Origin of the sequence: Janthinobacterium sp. HH104, assembly GCF_001758715.1 — a bacterium.
Taxonomy (GTDB): domain Bacteria; phylum Pseudomonadota; class Gammaproteobacteria; order Burkholderiales; family Burkholderiaceae_D; genus Janthinobacterium; species Janthinobacterium aestuarii.
This window is the reverse complement of the sequence record NZ_LRIB01000023.1, coordinates 52,900-71,056: the sequence shown is the minus strand read 5'-3', so window position 1 is coordinate 71,056 and position 18,157 is coordinate 52,900. Positions and strand designations below refer to the sequence as shown.

Genomic DNA, 18,157 nt, shown 5'->3' with positions numbered 1-18,157 from the left:
GAGAGGGGTGACATGCACGAACAGCTTGCAGCGGTAACAGATGAAACGACGTTTCTGTAGTTGATCCGTGCGGAGCGGCCTGTCCGCTGTAGCAGTCGTTCGACTGATACAGCATGTGCTTGTACGCGGCGCCTTGTGCCTTGTCCCCGCCGTGCCGGGCTTCTAGACTGGGGCCTTCTCCACGCTGCGACTGCCTGCCATGACCGAACTCCTGCCCCTGATGAGCTATTGCTTTGTGATGTCCGCCACGCCCGGACCGAACAACGTCATGCTGGCCACCACCGGCGCCAATTTCGGCTATCGCGGTGCGCTGCCGGTGATCCTCGGCATCCAGGCCGGCATCTTCGTGCAGACCATGCTCATGTGCGTTGGGCTGGGCAGCGTGTTCGTCGCATACCCGATGGCGCAGCAGGTGCTGCGGATCGCGGGCGCGCTGTACCTGATGTTTTTGGCCTGGAAACTTGCCGGCGCCTCGGTGGCGGGGGCCGGCGCACCGAAGGCCGTGTCGTTTGCGCAGGCGGCGCTGTTCCAGGCGCTGAACCCCAAGAGCTGGCTCAAGGCGGTCACCATGGCGTCCGTCTTCATGCCTGCGCAGGGCAATATGCTCGCCAGCGCGCTGCTCGTATCCGTGATCGGCACCGTGGTGGGCATGCCGTGCAACGCCATGTGGGCGCTGTTCGGCGTCTCGATCCGCAGCGTGCTGAAAGCGCCCCGCAACCAGCGCCTCTTCAATCTGGCGATGGGCGCCATCCTGCTGGTCCTCGCCCTGACGTTTTTACGCTAGACTGCCACCATGTTCGCCATCGACCGCTCCTCGCCCATCGCCCTGTTCAAGCAGATCGAGGCCGCATTGCGCCAGCAGATCGCGCAACGCGTCCTGCCTGGCGGGACCAGGCTGCCGTCGATCCGCCAGCTTGCCACGCAGCTCGCGGTGAGCACCAACACCGTGGTGGTGGCGTATGACAGGCTGGTGGCCGCAGGCGTCATCGATACGCATGGCACGACGGGTTTTTTCGTCTGCGCCCCCGCTGACGCCAGCCGCGCCATCCCCGACGAGGTGGCGCTGGAAGCGGGCCAGGAGCAGGAACCAGTCTGGCTGAGCCAGCAAGTGAACGACCAGCGGCCGGGCGTGCTGCTGGCCAGCAGCGGCGCCTTGCCGCCCACGTGGCTGCAGGATGCGCTGCCGGCCGCCGCCGTGCAGCGTGGCCTGGCGCGCAGCACGGCCGGCATGGCTTCGCGCTGTCCGCCGCAGGGGCTGGCCGAACTGCGCGAGCAGATCGCGCTGCTGTTGCGCGGCATCGGCATCGCCGCGGACGCCAGCCACATCCTCACCACTTTCGGCGGCACCCATGCCATCGATCTGATTTGCCGCACGTTTCTGCAGCCCGGCGATACGGTGCTGGTGGAAGACCCCGGATACTTCCTGATGTTCGGCCGGCTGCGCCAGGACGGCGTGCGCCTGGTGCCCATCAAGCGCCGCCCCGATGGCCTCGACCTGGACGAACTGGACGCCGCCTGCCGCACGCACCGTCCGCGCCTGCTGTTCATGCAGACGGCTTTGCACAATCCCACCGGCTGGAGCAGCAGCGCCGCCAACCTGCACAAGGTGCTGATCATGGCGCAGCAGTACGGCTTCCTGATCGCCGAAGACGACGTGCACGGCCATTTCCAGCAGGGCCACAGCACGCGGCTGGCATCGCTGTCCGGACTCGACGGCGTGATCTACTACTCGAGTCTGTGCAAGGCGCTGAGCCCGGCCCTGCGCATGGGCTACCTGGCCGCGGCGCCGGCGCTGCTCAAGCTGCTGATGCGTACCAAGATCCATTCCATCATGACCTTGCCTGCGCTGAACGAATACGTACTGCTGGAAGTGCTCAAGGCCGGCAACCTGCGCAAGCACCTGGAGCGGCTGCAACGCAAGATCATGGTGGCGCGCAACGCCAGCACGCGGCAGCTGAGCGCGGCCGGCGTGCTGTTCGAGCAGCCGGGAGACGCAGGCATTTTCCTGTGGGGCAGCATGCCCGAGGGGCTGGACGTGGACCTGCTGGTGCAGGACGCCTACCGCAACAAGATCCTGCTGATGCGCGGCGCCGCGTTCTCGGCCAATGACACGCCCGACCAGCATATCCGCTTCAACGTCGCCTTCAGTCAGCATCCGCGCGTGAGCGCCTACCTTGAAGAACGCCTGCGCGCGGTGGCAGGCGCGCGCTTCAGCCTTGCCCGCGCCTTCCTTTAGTTTTTATTGGTATTCTGCAGGGACGATTTTTTCGTCAACGTGTGAGCAAGGAAGCGCCATGCACAAACAGATCATTCTCAACCTGCCCGTGAAGGACCTGGATAAGTCCAAGGCCTTCTTTTCCGCCCTCGGCTTTACCTTCGATCCCCGCTTCAGCGGCGAGAACGCGGCATTCATGAATATCGTCGAAGGCAGCATCCAGGCCATGCTGACGACGGAACCGTTCTTCCAGTCGCTGATCGACAAGCCGCTGGCGAATGCCAGGGAAACCAATGAAGTCGTCATTTGCCTCAGTTGCGAAAGCCGGGAAGAGGTGGACAGCCTGATCGCCAAGGCCCAGGCCGCCGGTGGCCGCATACCGCATCCGCCCGAAGACCATGGCTTCATGTATGACCAGGGCTTCGAGGATATCGATGGCCACCTGTGGAACCTCGTCTGGACGGCGCCGGAAGCCTGACGTGAACCGCTGGAATCAGTTCTTCGTGCGCACCTGGCGCACGTGGTTTTCCAGTTCGCTGAACGACGGGCGTTCCGTGGCGGAAATGACCTTGCGGCCGAATTCCACGGCCAGCGCCGGCGCATAGCCGTTCAGGCTGGCCAGTAACGTCACTTTCACGCACTGGTACATCTTCGCCGTTTCATGGTGCTTGCGGCGCAGCAAGCTGGCCAGGGGCGCGATGAAACCGTAGGCCAGCAAGATGCCGATGAAGGTGCCGACGAGCGCCTGAGCGATCAGCACGCCCAGCTCGGCCGGGGGCAAGCCGACGGAGGCCATTGTGTGCACGACGCCCATCACGGCTGCCACGATGCCGAAGGCGGGCATGGCGTCGGCCAGCTGCGAAATCGTCTGGATCGGCATTTCCGCATCTTCATGGTGCGTTTCGATCTCGTTATCCATCAGGTTTTCGATCTGGTAAGCATCCATATTGCCCGACACCATCAGGCGCAAATAATCGGTGATGAATTCCAGGATGTGCTCGTCGCCGAGCGTGTACGGGTATTTGATGAAAATGGGACTGCGGTACGGGTCGTCGATATCGTCCTCGACCGACATCAAGCCTTCCTTGCGGATCTTGCTGAGGATTTCATACATCAGCCCCATCAGTTCCATATAGCGCGCCTTCGTGTATTGCGAGCCGTGGAACAGGGTGGGCAGGGCGGCGAACGTGGCGCGGATGGCCTTGGCGTCATTGCCGACAAAGAAGGTGCCCAGCGCGGCGCCGCCGATCATCAGCAGTTCCAGCGGCTGGAACAGGGCGCCCAGGTGACCGCCCTGCATGGCGAAACCGCCGAAGACGGAAAACAGCACGACGAGAAATCCGAGTATGACTAGCAAAACCTACTCCTTCATATTATTGCCATATCGCAATATTGTAGTGTAACCCTATTTCCCCGTATTGGCCGAGTCCGGCTGCAACTGCTCGATGAGAAAATTGATAAAAGCGCGCACTTTGGCGGGCAGCTGGTGGCGGCTCGGGTAGTAGGCGTACAGGTCGGCCGGCGCCAGCGCGTAGTCTTCCAGCACCACGCGCAGGCGGCCGCTGTCGAGGTAGCGGGCCAGGTCCCATTCCGAGCGCAGCAGGATGCCGTGGCCGTCCAGCGCCCAGCCCAGCACCACGTCGCCATCGTTGCTGGCCACCGTGCCGCGCACCTTGACCGTGTGGGTGGCGCGGCCACGGCTCAAGCGCCAGATGCCGTAGGCGTCGTCGTTTTGCCGGTGGACGATGCAGCGGTGCCGCGCCAGGTCGTCCGGCGTTTGCGGCGTGCCGTGCGCCTGCAGGTAGGCGGGCGAAGCGCACAGGAAGCGCCGGTTCGACATGATGCGCCGTGCCGACAAACGCGTGTCGGGCAAGTCGCCGAAGCGGATGCCCAGGTCGTAGGCCTGCTCGACCAGGTTGATGGGGCTGTCCGTCAGTTGCAGCTGCACTTCCAGCTGCGGGTGGCGCAGCGCGAATTGCGACAGCAATGGCGCGATCACCGTGCGGCCGAAACCCAGGGTGGCATTTACGCGCAACAAGCCTTTCGGTTCCGCGCTGCCGCTGGCCAGGGACTCTTCCATGGCGCGGATATCGTCGAGAATCTGCCGCGCCTGTTGCAGATAGCTTTCGCCATCGCCCGTCAGGCTGATGCGCCGCGTGCTGCGGTTTAGCAGCCGCACGCCCAGGCGCTGTTCCATCAGCGCCAATCGCTTGCTGACGGCGGGTGGCGTGATGCCCAGCTCGCGCGCCGTGGCCGACAGGCTGCCCAGCTTGGCCAGCAGCACAAAGAAGGCCATTTCCGTCGTGGCGTCGCTTTTCATTATTAACTTCAAGTGAAGAATGGTTTAAATTAATATCGATTATACGACTGACTATCGCGGTTAAGCTGGCGTCATTGTTTTCACCCACAGGAGACCCGCATGAAAATCGTTGAAATCCGCGAAAAGACCATTCCCATCTCTTCCCCCATCCGCAACGCCTACATCGATTTCAGCAAGATGACCCTGAGCCTGGTAGCCGTCGTCACGGACGTGATGCGCGACGGCAAGCCCGTCGTCGGCTACGGCTTCAATTCGAACGGCCGCTACGGCCAGGGCATGCTGATGCGCGAGCGCTTCATTCCCCGCATCCTCGACGCCGATCCTGCCTCGCTCGTCACGGATGACGGCAGCAACCTTGATCCGCACAAGGTGTGGGATTGCATGTATACAAATGAAAAGCCGGGCGGCCATGGCGAGCGTTCGGTGGCCATCGGCACCATCGACATGGCCATCTGGGACGCCGTGGCGAAGATCGAGAACAAGCCCTTGTTCCAGCTGCTGGCCGAGCGCCACGGCACGGGCGTGCCCGATAAAAAAGTCTTCGTGTATGCGGCGGGCGGTTATTACTACCCGGGCCAGAGCCTGTCCGCCCTGCAGGACGAGATGCGCAGCTATATCGACCGCGGCTACACGGTGGTCAAGAAGAAGATCGGCGGCGCTTCGCTCGATGACGACTTGCGCCGCATCGACGCCATCATGGAAGTGCTGCAGGATGGGCAAAAGCTGTGCGTGGATGCGAACGGCCGCTTCGACCTCGATACCTCGATCGCCTACGCCAAGGCGCTGCGCCAGTACGATCTGTTCTGGTATGAAGAGGCGGGCGATCCGCTCGACTTCGAGTTGCAAGCGACCTTGCGCAGCTATTACGACAAGCCGATGGCGACGGGCGAAAACCTGTTTTCCATGCAGGATGCGCGCAACCTGATCCGCTACGGCGGCATGCGCGCCGACCGCGACTGGCTGCAGTTCGATTGCGCCCTCAGCTACGGCCTCGTGGAATACCTGCGCACGCTGGACATGCTGCACCAGCACGGCTGGTCGCGCAGCCGCTGCATCCCGCACGGCGGCCACCAGATGTCCCTGAATATCGCGGCCGGGCTGGGCCTTGGGGGCAATGAATCGTATCCCGATCTGTTCCAGCCCTTCGGCGGTTTTCCCGATGGCGTCAAGGTCGAAAACGGCCATATCACCATGCCGGACCTGGTTGGCATCGGCTTCGAAGGCAAGGCGAACCTGTATGCGGAAATGCGCGCCCTGAGCGGGCAATAAGCGTTATTCGCCGCGCTGCCAGAAGCGCAGCCGGTTGCCGAACGGGTCGGCCACTTCCAGAATGCGGCCCCAGTCCTCGTCGCGGATGCCGGGTCGCGCATACGGATAATCCCTGTCGCGCAATTCTGCGTGCAGGGCGGCGATATCGTCGACGGGGATCAAGAGCGCCGCGCCCGGCGTGGCGTCGCCGTGGTGTTCGGACAGGTGCAGCACCAGGTCGCCGCGCGTCACCTGCAGGTACAGCGGCGCCGTGGGCTCGAAGCGATGTTCCCAGTCCAGGGTAAAACCGAGAAAGCCGAGGTAGAACTCGCGCGCTTTGGCTTCGGAAAAGCTGCGCAGGATGGGGATGGGGGCATGCATGGAGGTGCTTTCAGCAAGGTGGCAATGCCTTCATTTTAGCCGCAGGCCAGCGCCTGCCGTTTCATGTGTGCGGCGGAACTGGTCTTCTCCCAGCGGAACAGCCACATGATGGCAAGCTTGGTCGTGGCGCTGACGCTGGCCAGCAGCAGCAAGGGCCAGCCCGTCGACAGCCCCATGACGCAGGCAAAGAAGATGGTGCTGGCATCCATTGCCAGGATGAACTGGCTCATTTTCAGGGACACGGCGCCCGTCCTGCCCGAGCGCCAGATCAGGCGGATCTGGTGCGCATAGCCCTGCGCCAGCAGCACGGTGACGGCGACGATCAGGCTTTGCGAGATCACGCGCTTTTCATCGGTGAAGGTGGGGCCGAAGGCCAGCCCCGCCACACCCGCGCCCAGCAGCAGCGCGCAGGCCAGCAGCGCATTGCGCGATGCCCGGCTGCGGCGGTCGCGGTCGATTTCATACAGGATGCCCAGCGCGATCAGCGAGGCGATCAAACGGGGCCAGACGATGTAGTGGTTGAATGGCGTGATCGAATAGCCGTACACGAAGAAGGCGCAATACGCGAGGAAGCTGACGGTGAACTGGTTGATGGACAGGATGTTCGTCGTCTTGCCGGCGCCGATGTGGGCATCGCGCTTGCGCTGCCAGATTTTTTGCAGCTGCGACCACAAGCCAAACAAGCTGACGACGATGAAAAGGGAATTGAGGCTGCCGGCGAGGACGTACAGTGAACTCGATTGCAAGGTGTCTCCGTGGATGGCAAGGCAGGGCGCCTTGTCTATACATTTTATTTGTGCAGAATGTTCTCATGAAGTAAATTGCCATGCAAGCAATATTGTATGTCCGGCTGACTTTGCCCATGCTTGCCTGAACTCACCTGTTCCTGAGCTTGCCCTTATAATCGGGGCATGACTTTCTTATCACTGCGTGCCCGCTCCGTGCTGGCCACCCTCGGCAAAATGGCCGTTTCCCTGATTATCCTGTTGACTGCATTGTGGGGCGCGCTGGCGCTGTGGTACCAGCTATCCGGCGGCACGGCGGCGCAAGGCATCGGCGCCTTGCTGTGGGCTGCGCTGGGCGTGGCCAGCATCGCGCTGTGGTGGATGCGCGGCGACATGCGCGTGTTGCTACCGTATGCGGCCGGTTTTATCCTGCTGCTCGTGTGGTGGAGTTTCATCACGCCGAAGCAGGAAAGGGTGTGGGCCGACGACGTGGCGCGCAACGTCACGGGTACGGTCAAGGGCAATCTCGTCACCCTGGACAATGTGCGCAATTTCGACTGGCGCAGCGATGACGACTACACGGTCAAGTGGGAGCAGCGCAGCTACGACCTCGACGAACTGCGCACGGTGGATACGGCGCTGTCGTACTGGACGGGACCCTACATCGCGCATACGCTGATCTCGTTCGGCTTTGCGGACGGGCGCTTTTTGACGTTCTCCATCGAGATCCGCAAGGAGAAGGGCGAGAGTTTTTCCGCCATCGGCGGCTTCTTCAAGCATTTCGAGATGAGCCTGATCGCCGCTGACGAGCGCGACATCCTGCGCGTGCGCACGAATGCGCGCGGCGAGGACATGCATCTGTACCGCGTCATGATGCCCAAAGCGGCCATGCGCTCGCTGTTCCTCGCCTACCTGGACGAGGCGCAATCGCTGAAGGCCAAGCCGCAGTTCTACAATACCCTGACGGCCAACTGCACCACCATCGTCTTCGAGATGGTGCGCCGCATCGTGCCGGGCCTGCCGCTCGACTACCGGCTGATGGCCTCGGGCTACCTGGACCGCTACTTGTTCGACGTGCAGGGCCTGGTGCCCGGCCAGACCTTCCAGCAGCTGCGCGATGGGGGCCACGTCACGGCGCGCGCACGGGCGGCCAACGACGATACGGATTTTTCGCACACGATCCGCCGCGGCATGCCGGGCTACGATGAAGCGGGTTATCCGAAGCTGCAAATGCCCAAGCAATAGCTGTCTGCCTTATACTGTCGCCATATCCGACCGGCCGCCTTTCGCGGCCGGTCTCACTTTACGAATAAAGAAGGCCCGCTATGCCATTTTCCTCACTGGGTCTGATTCCCGCCCTGGTCCGCGCCGTTGACAAGGCCGGCTATGCCGCGCCGACGGCCATCCAGGCGGCCGCCATTCCCGCCATCCTGCGCGGCAGCGACGTGCTGGGCGCGGCCCAGACGGGTTCCGGCAAGACGGCCGCCTACGCGCTGCCGCTGCTGCAGGCGCTGATGGCGCCCGCATCCGGTCCGCGCCAGGTGCGCGCGCTGATCCTCGTGCCCACGCGCGAGCTGGCGGCGCAGGTGGGGCAGACCGTGCACGCGCTGGCCAAGCCGCTGCCGATCAAACTGAAGATTTCCGTGCTGTTCGGCGGCGTGTCGATCAATCCGCAGATGATGGACTTGCGTGGCGGCGCCGATATCCTCGTCGCCACGCCGGGCCGTTTGCTCGATCTGGTACGCCAGAACGCCGTGAAACTCGGCGGCGTGTCGCTGTGCGTGCTCGACGAGGCCGACCGTTTGCTTGACATGGGTTTCAGCGAGGAGATCAACGCCATCCTCGCGCTGCTGCCCAAGCAGCGGCAAAACCTGTTCTTCTCGGCCACCTTCCCCGACAGCGTGCAGGCGCTGGCCGACAGCCTGCTCAAGGAGCCCGTGCGCATCGAGGTGGCGTCCGAACCGCAGGACAAGCCCGACATCGTGCAGCGCGCCATCACGGTCGACGTGCCGCGCCGCACGCAGCTGCTGCGCTACCTGATCCTGCAGCAGCAGTGGGAGCGCGTGCTGGTATTTGTCGCCACCAAGTACGCGGCTGAACACGTGGCCGACAAGCTGCAGCGCGCGGGCCTGCACGTGGGCGCCTTCCACGGTGAATTCAGCCAGGGCACGCGCAGCCAGCTGCTGGCCGACTTCAAGGCCTGCCGTTTGCAGGTGCTGGTGGCCACCGACGTGGCGGCGCGCGGCATCGACATCGCCGGCTTGCCGGCCGTCGTCAACTATGACTTGCCCCGTTCGGCCGTCGACTACACGCACCGCATCGGCCGCACGGGCCGCGCCGGCGAAAGCGGCACGGCCATCAGCTTCGTGACGGCCGACACGGAAGCGCATTTCCGCCTGATCGAAAACCGCAACGACTTGCGCATCGTGCGCGAAGTGGTGGCCGGTTTTGAGCCGACGGAATTGCCCGCGCCCGTGAATCCCGTTACGGACACGGTGAACGGCGGCGTGAAGGGCGCGCGCAAGAGCAAGAAGGACAAATTGCGCGAAGCGGCTGCCAAGGCGGCCGAGGGCAATTAAATTCCCCTTATGTGCGCTAGCCGCTTGAACGGCTGGCCGTCCCGCTTTAAGATGATGTTTCTATAAAGCAAGGGGACGGCAATGCACATGATATTCATCACGCGCGCGGGCGCTCTGGCTTGCGCGCTGGCGCTGGCCGGTTGCGCCGGCTTGGGCGGAAACAATGGCACAGCCGGCATGCAGATGCCGGGCAAGACGCCTGCCGATGCCGCCGTGGCCGCCACCTGGTACAACCCGCCCAGCGAATTTCCCGGCATTTGCCTGACCCAGTTCAAGGATGGCAGCCTGCGTTTCGATGGCGGTTTCGCCTTTTTCAACCCGGGCCGCTGGGCGTACGATGGCGCCGCGTCCGAACTGCGTTTGCAACTGGCGCCGACGCCATCGCTGGAACTGTCGCACGCGCAAATCGTCCAACATATGAACCTGTTGCGCATTGAGGCGGACAAGAGCACGCTGGTGTATGGCGTGAACGCCGATACCAAGGCCATCGGCCTGGGCGGCTTTGTGTTTTACCGCGACACGCCTTGTCCGGCGCGGCGCGGATAAGCGCCGGATTAGTGTCATACGGGAATATTTAGTCGTATAATTTCAACGCAAGCTGGCTGCCGCGCAAGACTCGCAAGACTGTCACGTGCGGCAGATTCCCCCTCCAGGCAAGCTCCGATTTCGCCATGGCGATGAGAGGATGGTCCGATGGATGTGCACGACGAGCATGGCATGCCGGGTACTGCGGCGCTGGCGGTGGATGCCGGGCAGCAGGCCGTGGCCCCGCCGCGCACCTTGCTGCTGGTCGATGACGAGCCGAATATCCTCGCTTCCCTCAAGCGGCTGCTGCGGCGCGATGGCTACCATATCCTGACGGCCAACGGCGGCCAGGAAGGGCTGGACGTATTGGCCAGCCATACGGTCGACGTCATCGTGTCGGACCAGCGCATGCCCGGCATGCTGGGCGCCGACTTCCTGCGCAAGGCCAAGCTGCTGTGTCCGCAAACCATACGCATCATGCTGTCGGGCTATACCGAGCTGCAGGCCGTCACGGACGCCGTCAATGAGGGCGCCATTTTCAAATTCCTCACCAAACCCTGGGAAGACCATCAGCTGCGCGAGCATATCGCCGAAGCCTTCCGCCTGAAGGGCATCGACGACGACAATGTGCGCCTCAATGCGCAGCTGCGCGAGGCCAACCAGGCGCTGGCGGCGGCCAATGCCGCCATGCAGGCGCTGGTGCGCCAGCAGCAGCACCAGATCAGCCGCGACGAAGTCAGCCTGGGCATCGCGCGCGAATTGCTGCAATTTTTGCCGCTGCCCGTGATCGGGCTCGATGAAGACGGCATGATCGCCTTCATCAACGCGGCGGCGGCCAACCTGTTCGAACGGGGCGCGGCCCTGCTGGGCAACGAGGCGGCGATCGTCTTGCCGCAGCTGTTCGACGGGCAGGGCGCCCCCCGCCTGGCCGCCATCGATGGCCAGCCATATGCCGTGGCCGTCCATCCGATGGGCCTGCATTCGCGCTCGCGCGGCAGCCTCGTCACCTTGAGCCGCCATGGGGAGGGCACATGAGTGAAGGCGGACGCGAGATTTCCATGGAACAGGCGCAGGAAGGCATGGTGCTGGCGCAAGCGCTGAGCGATGCCAGCGGCACCGTGCTGCTGGCCCAGGGCGCCACCCTGACGGCGGCGAACCTGACCGCCTTGCGCCGGCGCAATGTGGAACGCTGCCGCGTCGTCATGGACGAGGCGGTCGACCCCGCCGCGCAGGCGCACGCCGAGCAGGAACGCTTGCGCCGCCTGGAACGGCTGGCCGTGCTGTTCCGCGCCACGCCGCCCGATTCCGCCGGGGCCGAACTGCTGGCACTGCTGCAGCGCTACCGGCAAGGGAGCGCCACATGACACGGCTCAGTTTTGAACATATCATCCGCCAGATACAGGAACTGCCTTCGCTGCCCGTGGTGGTGCTGGAGCTGCTGTCGAGCATGGACCAGGACGACACGGACGTGCACGTGCTGGCACAAAAGATCGAGCTGGACCAAGGCCTGGCGGCAAAGACCCTGCGCATCGCCAACTCCTCGTTCTACGGCATGCAATCGAAGGTCACCAGCATCCCGCAAGCCGTTTCCGTGCTGGGCTTTCACAGCATCCGTACCGTCGTCACGGCTTGCGCCCTGACGGGCAGCTTCGCGCCCGTCAGCGGCGGCTTCGATTTCCAGGCGTTCTGGCGCCACTCGCTGGCCACGGCGATCGCCGCGCGCCTGCTGGCGCCGCACTTGCGCGTCAATCCCGAAACGGCGTTCACGGCCGGCTTGCTGCACGACCTGGGCACCCTGGTGCTGGTGACGCGCTTCCCGGCCGAGCATGCGCTCGTGCGCAGCTACCGCCAGGCGCATGACTGCCAGATGGCCGATGCGGAACTGGCCGTCATCGGCATCGATCACGCGCAGGTGGGCAGCGCCCTGGCCGCCTACTGGAAGTTCCCCGAGGCGATACAGCAGGCGGTGGCCGACCACCACAGCATCGACAGGCTGGAAGCGGGCGGCCTGCCGCTGGCCGTGCACCTGGCCAATGCCGTCGCCCTGGCGCTCGACCTGGCCGGCGTCGACGATGCGCTGGTGCCGCCCCTGTCGCCCGCGGGCTGGCGCAGCGTCGCGCTGGACGAGCAGGCCTGGCTGGCGCTGCTGGGGCAAACGGAACACACCTTCGATGAAATGTCGCGGATCATGCTGGCATGAACAAGAAAGAGGCCATGGAAACAGACGCAGGGCAGGCGCTGCCCGCCACGCCGGAACGCCGCCAAGGCGACACCATCGCGCTGTCGGCCTTTTTCGACGGCCATCCCGTGGCCACTTTCGCCATCGACACGGAGCACGTGGTGACGCACTGGAACAGCGCCTGCGAACAGCTGCTGGGCTTTACGGCCGCCGAGATGGTTGGCACGCGCGACCACTGGAAGGCGTTTTATCGGCAGCCGCGCGCCTGCCTGGCCGACCTGCTGGTGGCCGACGACATCGCGCTCGGTGAAAATGACCGCTACCTTGGCAAGCTGAAGCGCTCTTCCGTGATCCCAGGCGCCTTTGAGGCCGAGGATTTCTTTCCCGATATCGGCCCCGACGGCCACTGGCTGCATTTCACGGCGGCGCCCCTGCGCGACCGCCAGGGCCGGCTGGTGGGCGCCATTGAAACCCTGCGCGACGTGAGCGAGCGGCGCCTGGCGGAACTGGCGCTGCGCAAGGCGCACGACAACCTGGAACACCTGGTGGCCGAGCGCACGGCCCAGCTGGCCGAAATGAACGAACGCCTGGCCGACGATATCCGCCAGCGCCAGATCGCCGACCTGGAATTGCGCGAGCGTAACCTGGCCCTGACGGAATTGAACAGCAAGCTGTCGCTGGCCCAGCAAAAGCTGCTGCAGTCGGAAAAACTGGCCTCGATCGGCCAGCTGGCCGCCGGCGTGGCGCACGAGATCAACAATCCCATCGGCTATGTGTTTTCCAATGTCGGCACCCTGGAAGGCTATCTGGATGACCTGTTCAGCATGCTCGACGCCTATGAGGAAGCCGAGCCGGCCGTCGCCGACGCCGTGGTGGCGGCGCGCCTGCGGGCGCTGCGCGAACAGATCGACCTGGACTTCCTGCGTACCGACATTCCCATGCTGATGGGCGAGTCGAAGGAAGGCATTTCGCGCGTGCGCCGCATCGTGCAGGACCTGAAGGATTTTTCGCGCACGGATGCGCACCAGGAGTGGGTCTGGGCCGACCTGCGCCAGGGCATCGATACAACACTCAATATCGTGAATAACGAGGTCAAGTACAAGGCCGACGTGGTGCGCGAGTATGGCGACATTCCCGACATCGAATGCCAGCCTTCCGAGCTGAACCAGGTGATCATGAACCTGGTCGTCAATGCCGCTCACGCCATGAACGAGGAGCGCGGACGCATCACCCTGCGCACGGGCAGCGACAACGCGACGGAAGTGTGGATCGAGGTCGAGGACACGGGCGGCGGCATCGCGCCCGAACACCTGTCGCGCATCTTCGATCCGTTCTTCACCACCAAGGCGGTCGGCAAGGGCACGGGGCTGGGCCTGTCGCTGGCCTACACGACGGTACAAAAGCATCACGGCCGCATCGACGTGCGCAGCATCATCGGCAGCGGCACCACCTTCCGCATCACTTTGCCCGTGCGCCAGGCGCAGGCCGTCTCACCATGACCGAACAGGACAGCATGAGCATGAGCATCAGTACCAGCGCCAGCACCGCGGCCACGCCGCCCACCATCCTGTGCGTCGACGACGAACCGAATATCCTGTCGTCGCTGCGGCGGCTGTTCCGCCCGCACGGCTACCGCGTGCTGACGGCCGATGGCGGCGCGGCCGGCCTGGCCCTGCTCGAGAGCGAGACGGTGGACCTGGTCATCTCCGACATGCGCATGCCGCACATGGATGGCGCGCAATTTTTGGCCCAGGTGCGCCAGCGCTGGCCCGGCACCATACGCTTGCTGCTGACCGGCTATGCCGACATCCAGTCCATCCTCGACGCCATCAACCAGGGCGAGATCTACCGCTACGTGACCAAGCCTTGGGACGAGAACGATATCGTGCTGGTGGTGCGCCACGCGCTGGAACGGCGCGCGCTGGAGCAGGAAAAACTGCGCCTCGAAGCGCTGACGGCCAGCCAGAACGTGGAGCTGCAGGCGCTCAACGCCAGCCTGGAAGCGAAGGTGGCCACGCGCACGCAGCAGCTGAAGCAGTCGCACGACGAAGTGCAGGCGGCCAACGAGCGCCTGAAGGCGACGTTCGTGACGACCATCAAGGTGTTTTCCAACCTGATCGAGATGCGTGGCGGCAAGCTGGCCGGCCATGCGCGGCGGGTGGCCGAGCTGTCGCGCAAGCTGGCGCAGGCGCTGGGCCTGGAAGGGCAGGAGGCGCGCGACGTGTTCATCGCGGCCCTGCTCAAGGATATTGGCAAGCTCAGCCTGAGCGACGACGTGCTGGAATTGCCGGCCAGCGCCTGGAACGGCGAGCAACTGGCCGCCTTCCGCAAGCATCCGCTGCGCGCCGAACAGTTATTGATGGCGCTCGACGAGCTGCGGGCCGTCTCCGTGATCCTGCGCTCGCAGCTCGAGCGCTTCGACGGCGGCGGCTTCCCCGATGGCCTGGTGGGCCTGGCCATTCCGATGGGCGCGCGCATCCTGGCGCTGGCGTCGGACTACGATGGCTTGCAGATCGGCGCCATGGTGCAGCGCAGCCTGCGCGCCGAGGAAGCGCGCACCCTGATCTACGACAGCGTCGGCAAGCGCTACGACCCGGCCGTCGTGGCCGCTTTCCGCAGCATCATGGACGAAACGGAGCCGCCGGCGCGCGACCTGACCGTGCTGTCGGGCCAGCTGGAGCCGGGCATGGTGCTGTCGCGCGACCTGATCAGCCGCGATGGCCTGATGCTGCTGGCGGCCGAACACGTGCTGACGGCCCGCGTGATTTCCCAGCTGCTCGATTTCGAAGGCAAGAATGGCGGGCGCCTGAGCATCCGCGTGTACGCGCCCGTGAAGGAAGGCTAGGGCGGGAAGGCTAGGGCGCTGGCGGGGCCGCCGGCGGCGTGACGGGCAGGTGCACGGTAAAGCGCGTGCCACGGCCCACTTCCGAGGCCACCTCGATGCGTCCGCCGTGCTTGTTGACGATGCCGTACGACAGCGACAGGCCCAGGCCCGTGCCGCTGCCCACGGCCTTGGTGGTGAAGAACGGTTCGAAGATGCGGTTCAGGTGCTCGGGCGCGATCCCGGCGCCCGTGTCACCGATCTCCACCCACACCCAATCGCCGGCGTGGCCCGTGCGGATGCTGATCACGCCATCGCTGCTGATGGCCTGGCCCGCGTTGACAAGCAGGTTCATGAACACCTGGTTCAGCTGCGAGGCCAGGCACAGTATCTGCGGCAGCTCGCCGTAGTGCTTCTCGATGCGCGCCTTGTATTTCAATTCGTTGGCGACGATGTTGAGGGTGCTGTCCAGGCCCGCATGCAGGCTGGCCACTTGCCAGTCCGTCTCGCCCACATGGGAAAAATCCTTCAGCGCCTGCACGATGTCGCGCACGCGTTTGAGGCCATCCATCGATTCGCGCACCAGGTCCACCATGTCGTCCTGCAGGAAGGCGAGGTCGGCCTGGTCGCGCACCTGGGCCACGCGCGCGGCCAGGGCCGGGCCGTCGGGCGTCTCGCGCATCGCCGCCTCGTACTGGCCGATCACGCCGAACAGGGTGCCGACATAGCCTTGCAGCGAACTCATGTTGGAGTTGACGAAGCCGATCGGGTTATTGATTTCATGCGCGATGCCGGCCGCCAGCTGGCCGATGGACGCCATCTTTTCCGATTGCAGCAGCTGGTCGTGCGCTTCCTGCAACTTGCTGATCAGTAGTTGCTGCTCTTCGCCGCGCGCCTGCAGCATCGCTTCCATGCGCTTGCGTTCCGTGATATCGGTCAGCGAGCCGATCACCTCGAACGGCACGCCGTGTTCGTCGCGCACGAGGCGCAGGCTGTCGTGCATCCACAGGTAGCTGCCGTCGTGCACGCGGAAGCGGTATTCATAGGCGCGCGCGCCTTCGACGAAGATCTGCGCCAGGCTGGAGAAAATGCCGGGCGCATCGTCGGGGTGGATGTGGTCGAACCAGAAATTGGGGTCGGCTACCATCTCCTCGGGCTGGTAGCCCAGGACATTGAGGGCATTGTTGCTGACGAACGTCATCTTGAAGTCGCCGCTGGGCACGGTGCAATAGATGATGGAGGGTGTATTGTCGAGCAGGTATTGCAGGCGCACGGCCGTGGCGGCCGGCGTGTCGGCGTCAGGCGCCGCCCCGGCATGCCGCCCGGTATCGGGAGTGGAAAGGTCAAAATCCTCGAACTGCATTGTCACACCTCGCGGCCTGCACGGCATTGATGTCGTCCTGCTTCGATTATGCCTGATTCTACCTGCCTTGGGCCGTCATCGGCACGCTCAAGGAGCCAGTGGCTGCTCGACGATCGCCATGCGCCGCGCGATGCGCTGCGCCGCTTGGGCATCGCCCGCCTGTTCGGCGCGCAGGCGCTGCACACCGAGCCATGCCAGCAGCGGACGGCGCCAGCCCTGGTCCGAGGCGGTGGCCACGGCCGTATCGAGCAGCTCCGGCGTGGCGCGGCCCGAGCGCAGCAGCACGCCGGCCGCCACCAGCTGCGACAGCGGGTCCTTGATGGCGGCCACGGCGCTGGCGGCGGCCGTATCCGAGCTGGCGCTGGCGGCCGCCCGCTGCGCTTCCGGCAGCAGGGCGGCGTCGGCCGCCTGCGCCTTGCCTGCGAGGTAGGCCGCATAGGCGCGGTCGGCGTCCGTCGCGTCGGCCTGCAGGGCGTCAAAGCCGGCGCAGTCCTCGAAGGCCAGGCTGGCCACGCGCGCGGCGCAGCGCAGCAGTTCGATGCGCGCCACGAGTTCGAGCTTGCCCGTGCCGGCGACCTGGCTGCGGGCGCGCCGGAATTCCGTCTGCTCGACCAGGGCGTTGCCATTCAAATATGCGGCTTGAAACCGTTCGACGGAACTTTGCGCATTCATTTTCCAGTCCGGCACGGGCGGGCCGCTGGAGCAGGCGGCGAGCGTGGTCAGGGCCAGTGCGGACAAGGTGGCGTTGAGTTTTCTCATGGCAGTTTGATCTCCGGATTGCGCTTGAACGGCCATTTGCGGTTGATTTCATTGACCAGCTGCTCGACCTTGCGCAGATTGCTTTCCACATCGGCGCGCAGCGGGCCCAGGTCGGCTGTGGCCGCCTTGGCGTTGGCGCCCACGGCTTGCGCTTCGACCAGCACGGCATCGACTTTTTTCAGGCTGTTGCGCGTATCGGCCAGCAGGGCGTTCAGCTGCACGATGGTCGCCTGCGCATCCGTCATCACGCCCTTGTCGCCGAAGACGCGCGTATCGGCATTGGCCACCAGGCCATCCGTGCGGCGCGCCAGCTGGTCCGCCGTGATCAGCAGGGCGTTGGCCCGTTCGATCAGCAGGCGCGACTGCTTGTCGTCGCCCGTCAGCAAGCCCATGGCGCCGCCCGGACCGCTGAGCTTGCCGGTGACGGCCTGCACGTTGCGCATGGTGCCGTCGAGTGCGGAATCGGTGCCCGTCAGGTTGCCCAGGTTGTTCAGCAAGTCCTTGGCGGCGGCCAGCAGGCGGGGGATTTCCGCCGCCATGTCGCCCACCAGCAAGTCGCGCGTGGCGTCGTCGGGCAGCGGCGGGTCCGTCAGGATGCCGCTGTAGGCGCGCAGCTTGGCGCCGCCGACGATGCCCCGTTCCAGGGTGAAGATGGAGCTGGTGCGCAGCCAGTGCGCGTCTTTGCGCGGCACGTCGATGATGACGCGCGCGCGGCCGTCCGGCGCCAGCTCGATGCGCTGCACGCGGCCGATGGGAAAGCCGGAAAAGGTCAGGTCGGCGCCGACGCCGACGCCGTCCGAATCGTCGGCCGTCAGCACCAGGGTTTGCGTGGCTTCGAAGGCGCCCCGCGCATACATCAGGTAGACGACGGAGCCGACCACCAGCACGAACATGAAGACGAGCAGGATGGCCGCCTTCAGTTCGGCGTGGCGCACGGGCGGCGGGGCGGGCAGCACAGCGTCGGGCGCCGTGACGTCGGTCTGGTCGGGATTTTGAGGTTGGCTCATGGCTTCTGGCTCTGGTATGGGTGGTTCAAGGTTAG

19 protein-coding genes are annotated in these 18,157 nt (G+C 64.8%); 12 read left to right on the top strand and 7 right to left on the bottom strand.

The features are described from left to right. The first annotated feature begins 199 nt into the window (after window positions 1–199). Genes JAB6_RS07535 through JAB6_RS07525 form a run of 3 tightly spaced genes read left to right on the top strand, consistent with a single transcriptional unit; the run spans window position 200 to window position 2,693 of the window. Window positions 200–784, top strand: a complete 585-nt coding sequence (locus JAB6_RS07535; protein ID WP_070302072.1) for a LysE family translocator — start codon at window positions 200–202, stop codon at window positions 782–784. Between the two features lie 9 nt (window positions 785–793). Further along, complete coding sequence (locus tag JAB6_RS07530) at window positions 794–2,236, top strand: PLP-dependent aminotransferase family protein (RefSeq protein WP_070302070.1); 1,443 nt, start codon at window positions 794–796, stop codon at window positions 2,234–2,236. Window positions 2,237–2,294: 58 nt separating this feature from the next. Further along, the gene (locus JAB6_RS07525; RefSeq protein WP_034749762.1) at window positions 2,295–2,693 is read left to right on the top strand and encodes a VOC family protein; all 399 of its coding nucleotides are present in this window, start codon (window positions 2,295–2,297) and stop codon (window positions 2,691–2,693) included. 15 nt (window positions 2,694–2,708) lie between these two features. Here the strand turns inward: JAB6_RS07525 and motA are convergent, their stop codons facing one another. Further along, the gene (gene motA / locus JAB6_RS07520; protein WP_034749759.1) at window positions 2,709–3,572 is read right to left on the bottom strand and encodes a flagellar motor stator protein MotA; all 864 of its coding nucleotides are present in this window, start codon (window positions 3,570–3,572) and stop codon (window positions 2,709–2,711) included. Between the two features lie 48 nt (window positions 3,573–3,620). Further along, window positions 3,621–4,535 carry a LysR family transcriptional regulator gene (locus JAB6_RS07515; protein WP_070302068.1) on the bottom strand — a complete coding sequence of 305 codons (915 nt, stop codon included), beginning with the start codon at window positions 4,533–4,535 and terminating at the stop codon, window positions 3,621–3,623. 99 nt (window positions 4,536–4,634) lie between these two features. Between JAB6_RS07515 and JAB6_RS07510 the strand changes: the two genes are divergently transcribed. Beyond that, window positions 4,635–5,804 carry a mandelate racemase/muconate lactonizing enzyme family protein gene (locus JAB6_RS07510; RefSeq protein WP_070302066.1) on the top strand — a complete coding sequence of 390 codons (1,170 nt, stop codon included), beginning with the start codon at window positions 4,635–4,637 and terminating at the stop codon, window positions 5,802–5,804. Window positions 5,805–5,807: 3 nt separating this feature from the next. Here JAB6_RS07510 and JAB6_RS07505 read toward each other — a convergent pair whose 3' ends face one another. Next, window positions 5,808–6,164 (bottom strand): glyoxalase superfamily protein, encoded by a 357-nt coding sequence (locus JAB6_RS07505; RefSeq protein WP_070302064.1) that lies wholly within the window; start codon window positions 6,162–6,164, stop codon window positions 5,808–5,810. A 35-nt stretch (window positions 6,165–6,199) separates the two neighbouring features. Further along, entirely contained in the window at window positions 6,200–6,910 is a 711-nt protein-coding gene (locus JAB6_RS07500) for a hypothetical protein (RefSeq protein WP_070302062.1), read from the bottom strand. 165 nt (window positions 6,911–7,075) lie between these two features. Here JAB6_RS07500 and JAB6_RS07495 point away from each other — a divergent pair, with 165 nt between their 5' ends. The 8 genes from JAB6_RS07495 to JAB6_RS07460 all read left to right on the top strand — a co-directional run bounded on the left by JAB6_RS07495 (window position 7,076) and on the right by JAB6_RS07460 (window position 15,017). Further along, complete coding sequence (locus JAB6_RS07495; protein WP_070302061.1) at window positions 7,076–8,134, top strand: DUF4105 domain-containing protein; 1,059 nt, start codon at window positions 7,076–7,078, stop codon at window positions 8,132–8,134. A gap of 80 nt (window positions 8,135–8,214) precedes the next feature. After that, window positions 8,215–9,468, top strand: a complete 1,254-nt coding sequence (locus JAB6_RS07490; protein ID WP_070302059.1) for a DEAD/DEAH box helicase — start codon at window positions 8,215–8,217, stop codon at window positions 9,466–9,468. An 81-nt stretch (window positions 9,469–9,549) separates the two neighbouring features. Beyond that, complete coding sequence (locus JAB6_RS07485; RefSeq protein WP_072452856.1) at window positions 9,550–10,014, top strand: hypothetical protein; 465 nt, start codon at window positions 9,550–9,552, stop codon at window positions 10,012–10,014. A 147-nt stretch (window positions 10,015–10,161) separates the two neighbouring features. Further along, a complete protein-coding gene (locus JAB6_RS07480) occupies window positions 10,162–11,028 on the top strand; it encodes a response regulator (protein ID WP_051991018.1) in 867 nt (288 codons plus the stop codon). Then, on the top strand, window positions 11,025–11,357 hold the full coding sequence (locus tag JAB6_RS07475; RefSeq protein WP_139143313.1) for a hypothetical protein: 333 nt from the start codon (window positions 11,025–11,027) through the stop codon (window positions 11,355–11,357). The genes JAB6_RS07480 and JAB6_RS07475 overlap by 4 nt, the downstream gene beginning before the upstream one ends. Continuing rightward, on the top strand, window positions 11,354–12,193 hold the full coding sequence (locus tag JAB6_RS07470) for an HDOD domain-containing protein (RefSeq protein WP_034749734.1): 840 nt from the start codon (window positions 11,354–11,356) through the stop codon (window positions 12,191–12,193). Before JAB6_RS07475 ends, JAB6_RS07470 begins: the two co-directional genes overlap by 4 nt. A gap of 14 nt (window positions 12,194–12,207) precedes the next feature. After that, a complete protein-coding gene (locus JAB6_RS07465) occupies window positions 12,208–13,671 on the top strand; it encodes an ATP-binding protein (RefSeq protein WP_070302292.1) in 1,464 nt (487 codons plus the stop codon). A 20-nt stretch (window positions 13,672–13,691) separates the two neighbouring features. Beyond that, complete coding sequence (locus JAB6_RS07460; RefSeq protein WP_368072917.1) at window positions 13,692–15,017, top strand: HD domain-containing phosphohydrolase; 1,326 nt, start codon at window positions 13,692–13,694, stop codon at window positions 15,015–15,017. A 10-nt stretch (window positions 15,018–15,027) separates the two neighbouring features. Here the strand turns inward: JAB6_RS07460 and JAB6_RS07455 are convergent, their stop codons facing one another. From JAB6_RS07455 to JAB6_RS07445, 3 genes are all read right to left on the bottom strand, one after another. Continuing rightward, complete coding sequence (locus JAB6_RS07455) at window positions 15,028–16,356, bottom strand: ATP-binding protein (RefSeq protein WP_070302056.1); 1,329 nt, start codon at window positions 16,354–16,356, stop codon at window positions 15,028–15,030. A gap of 87 nt (window positions 16,357–16,443) precedes the next feature. After that, window positions 16,444–17,115, bottom strand: coding sequence for a hypothetical protein (locus JAB6_RS07450; protein WP_070302054.1), 672 nt, complete (start codon window positions 17,113–17,115; stop codon window positions 16,444–16,446). Beyond that, window positions 17,112–18,122: an MlaD family protein gene (locus tag JAB6_RS07445; protein ID WP_034749726.1), complete on the bottom strand. Its 1,011-nt coding sequence runs from the start codon at window positions 18,120–18,122 to the stop codon at window positions 17,112–17,114. The genes JAB6_RS07450 and JAB6_RS07445 overlap by 4 nt, the downstream gene beginning before the upstream one ends. Window positions 18,123–18,157 lie beyond the last annotated feature (35 nt).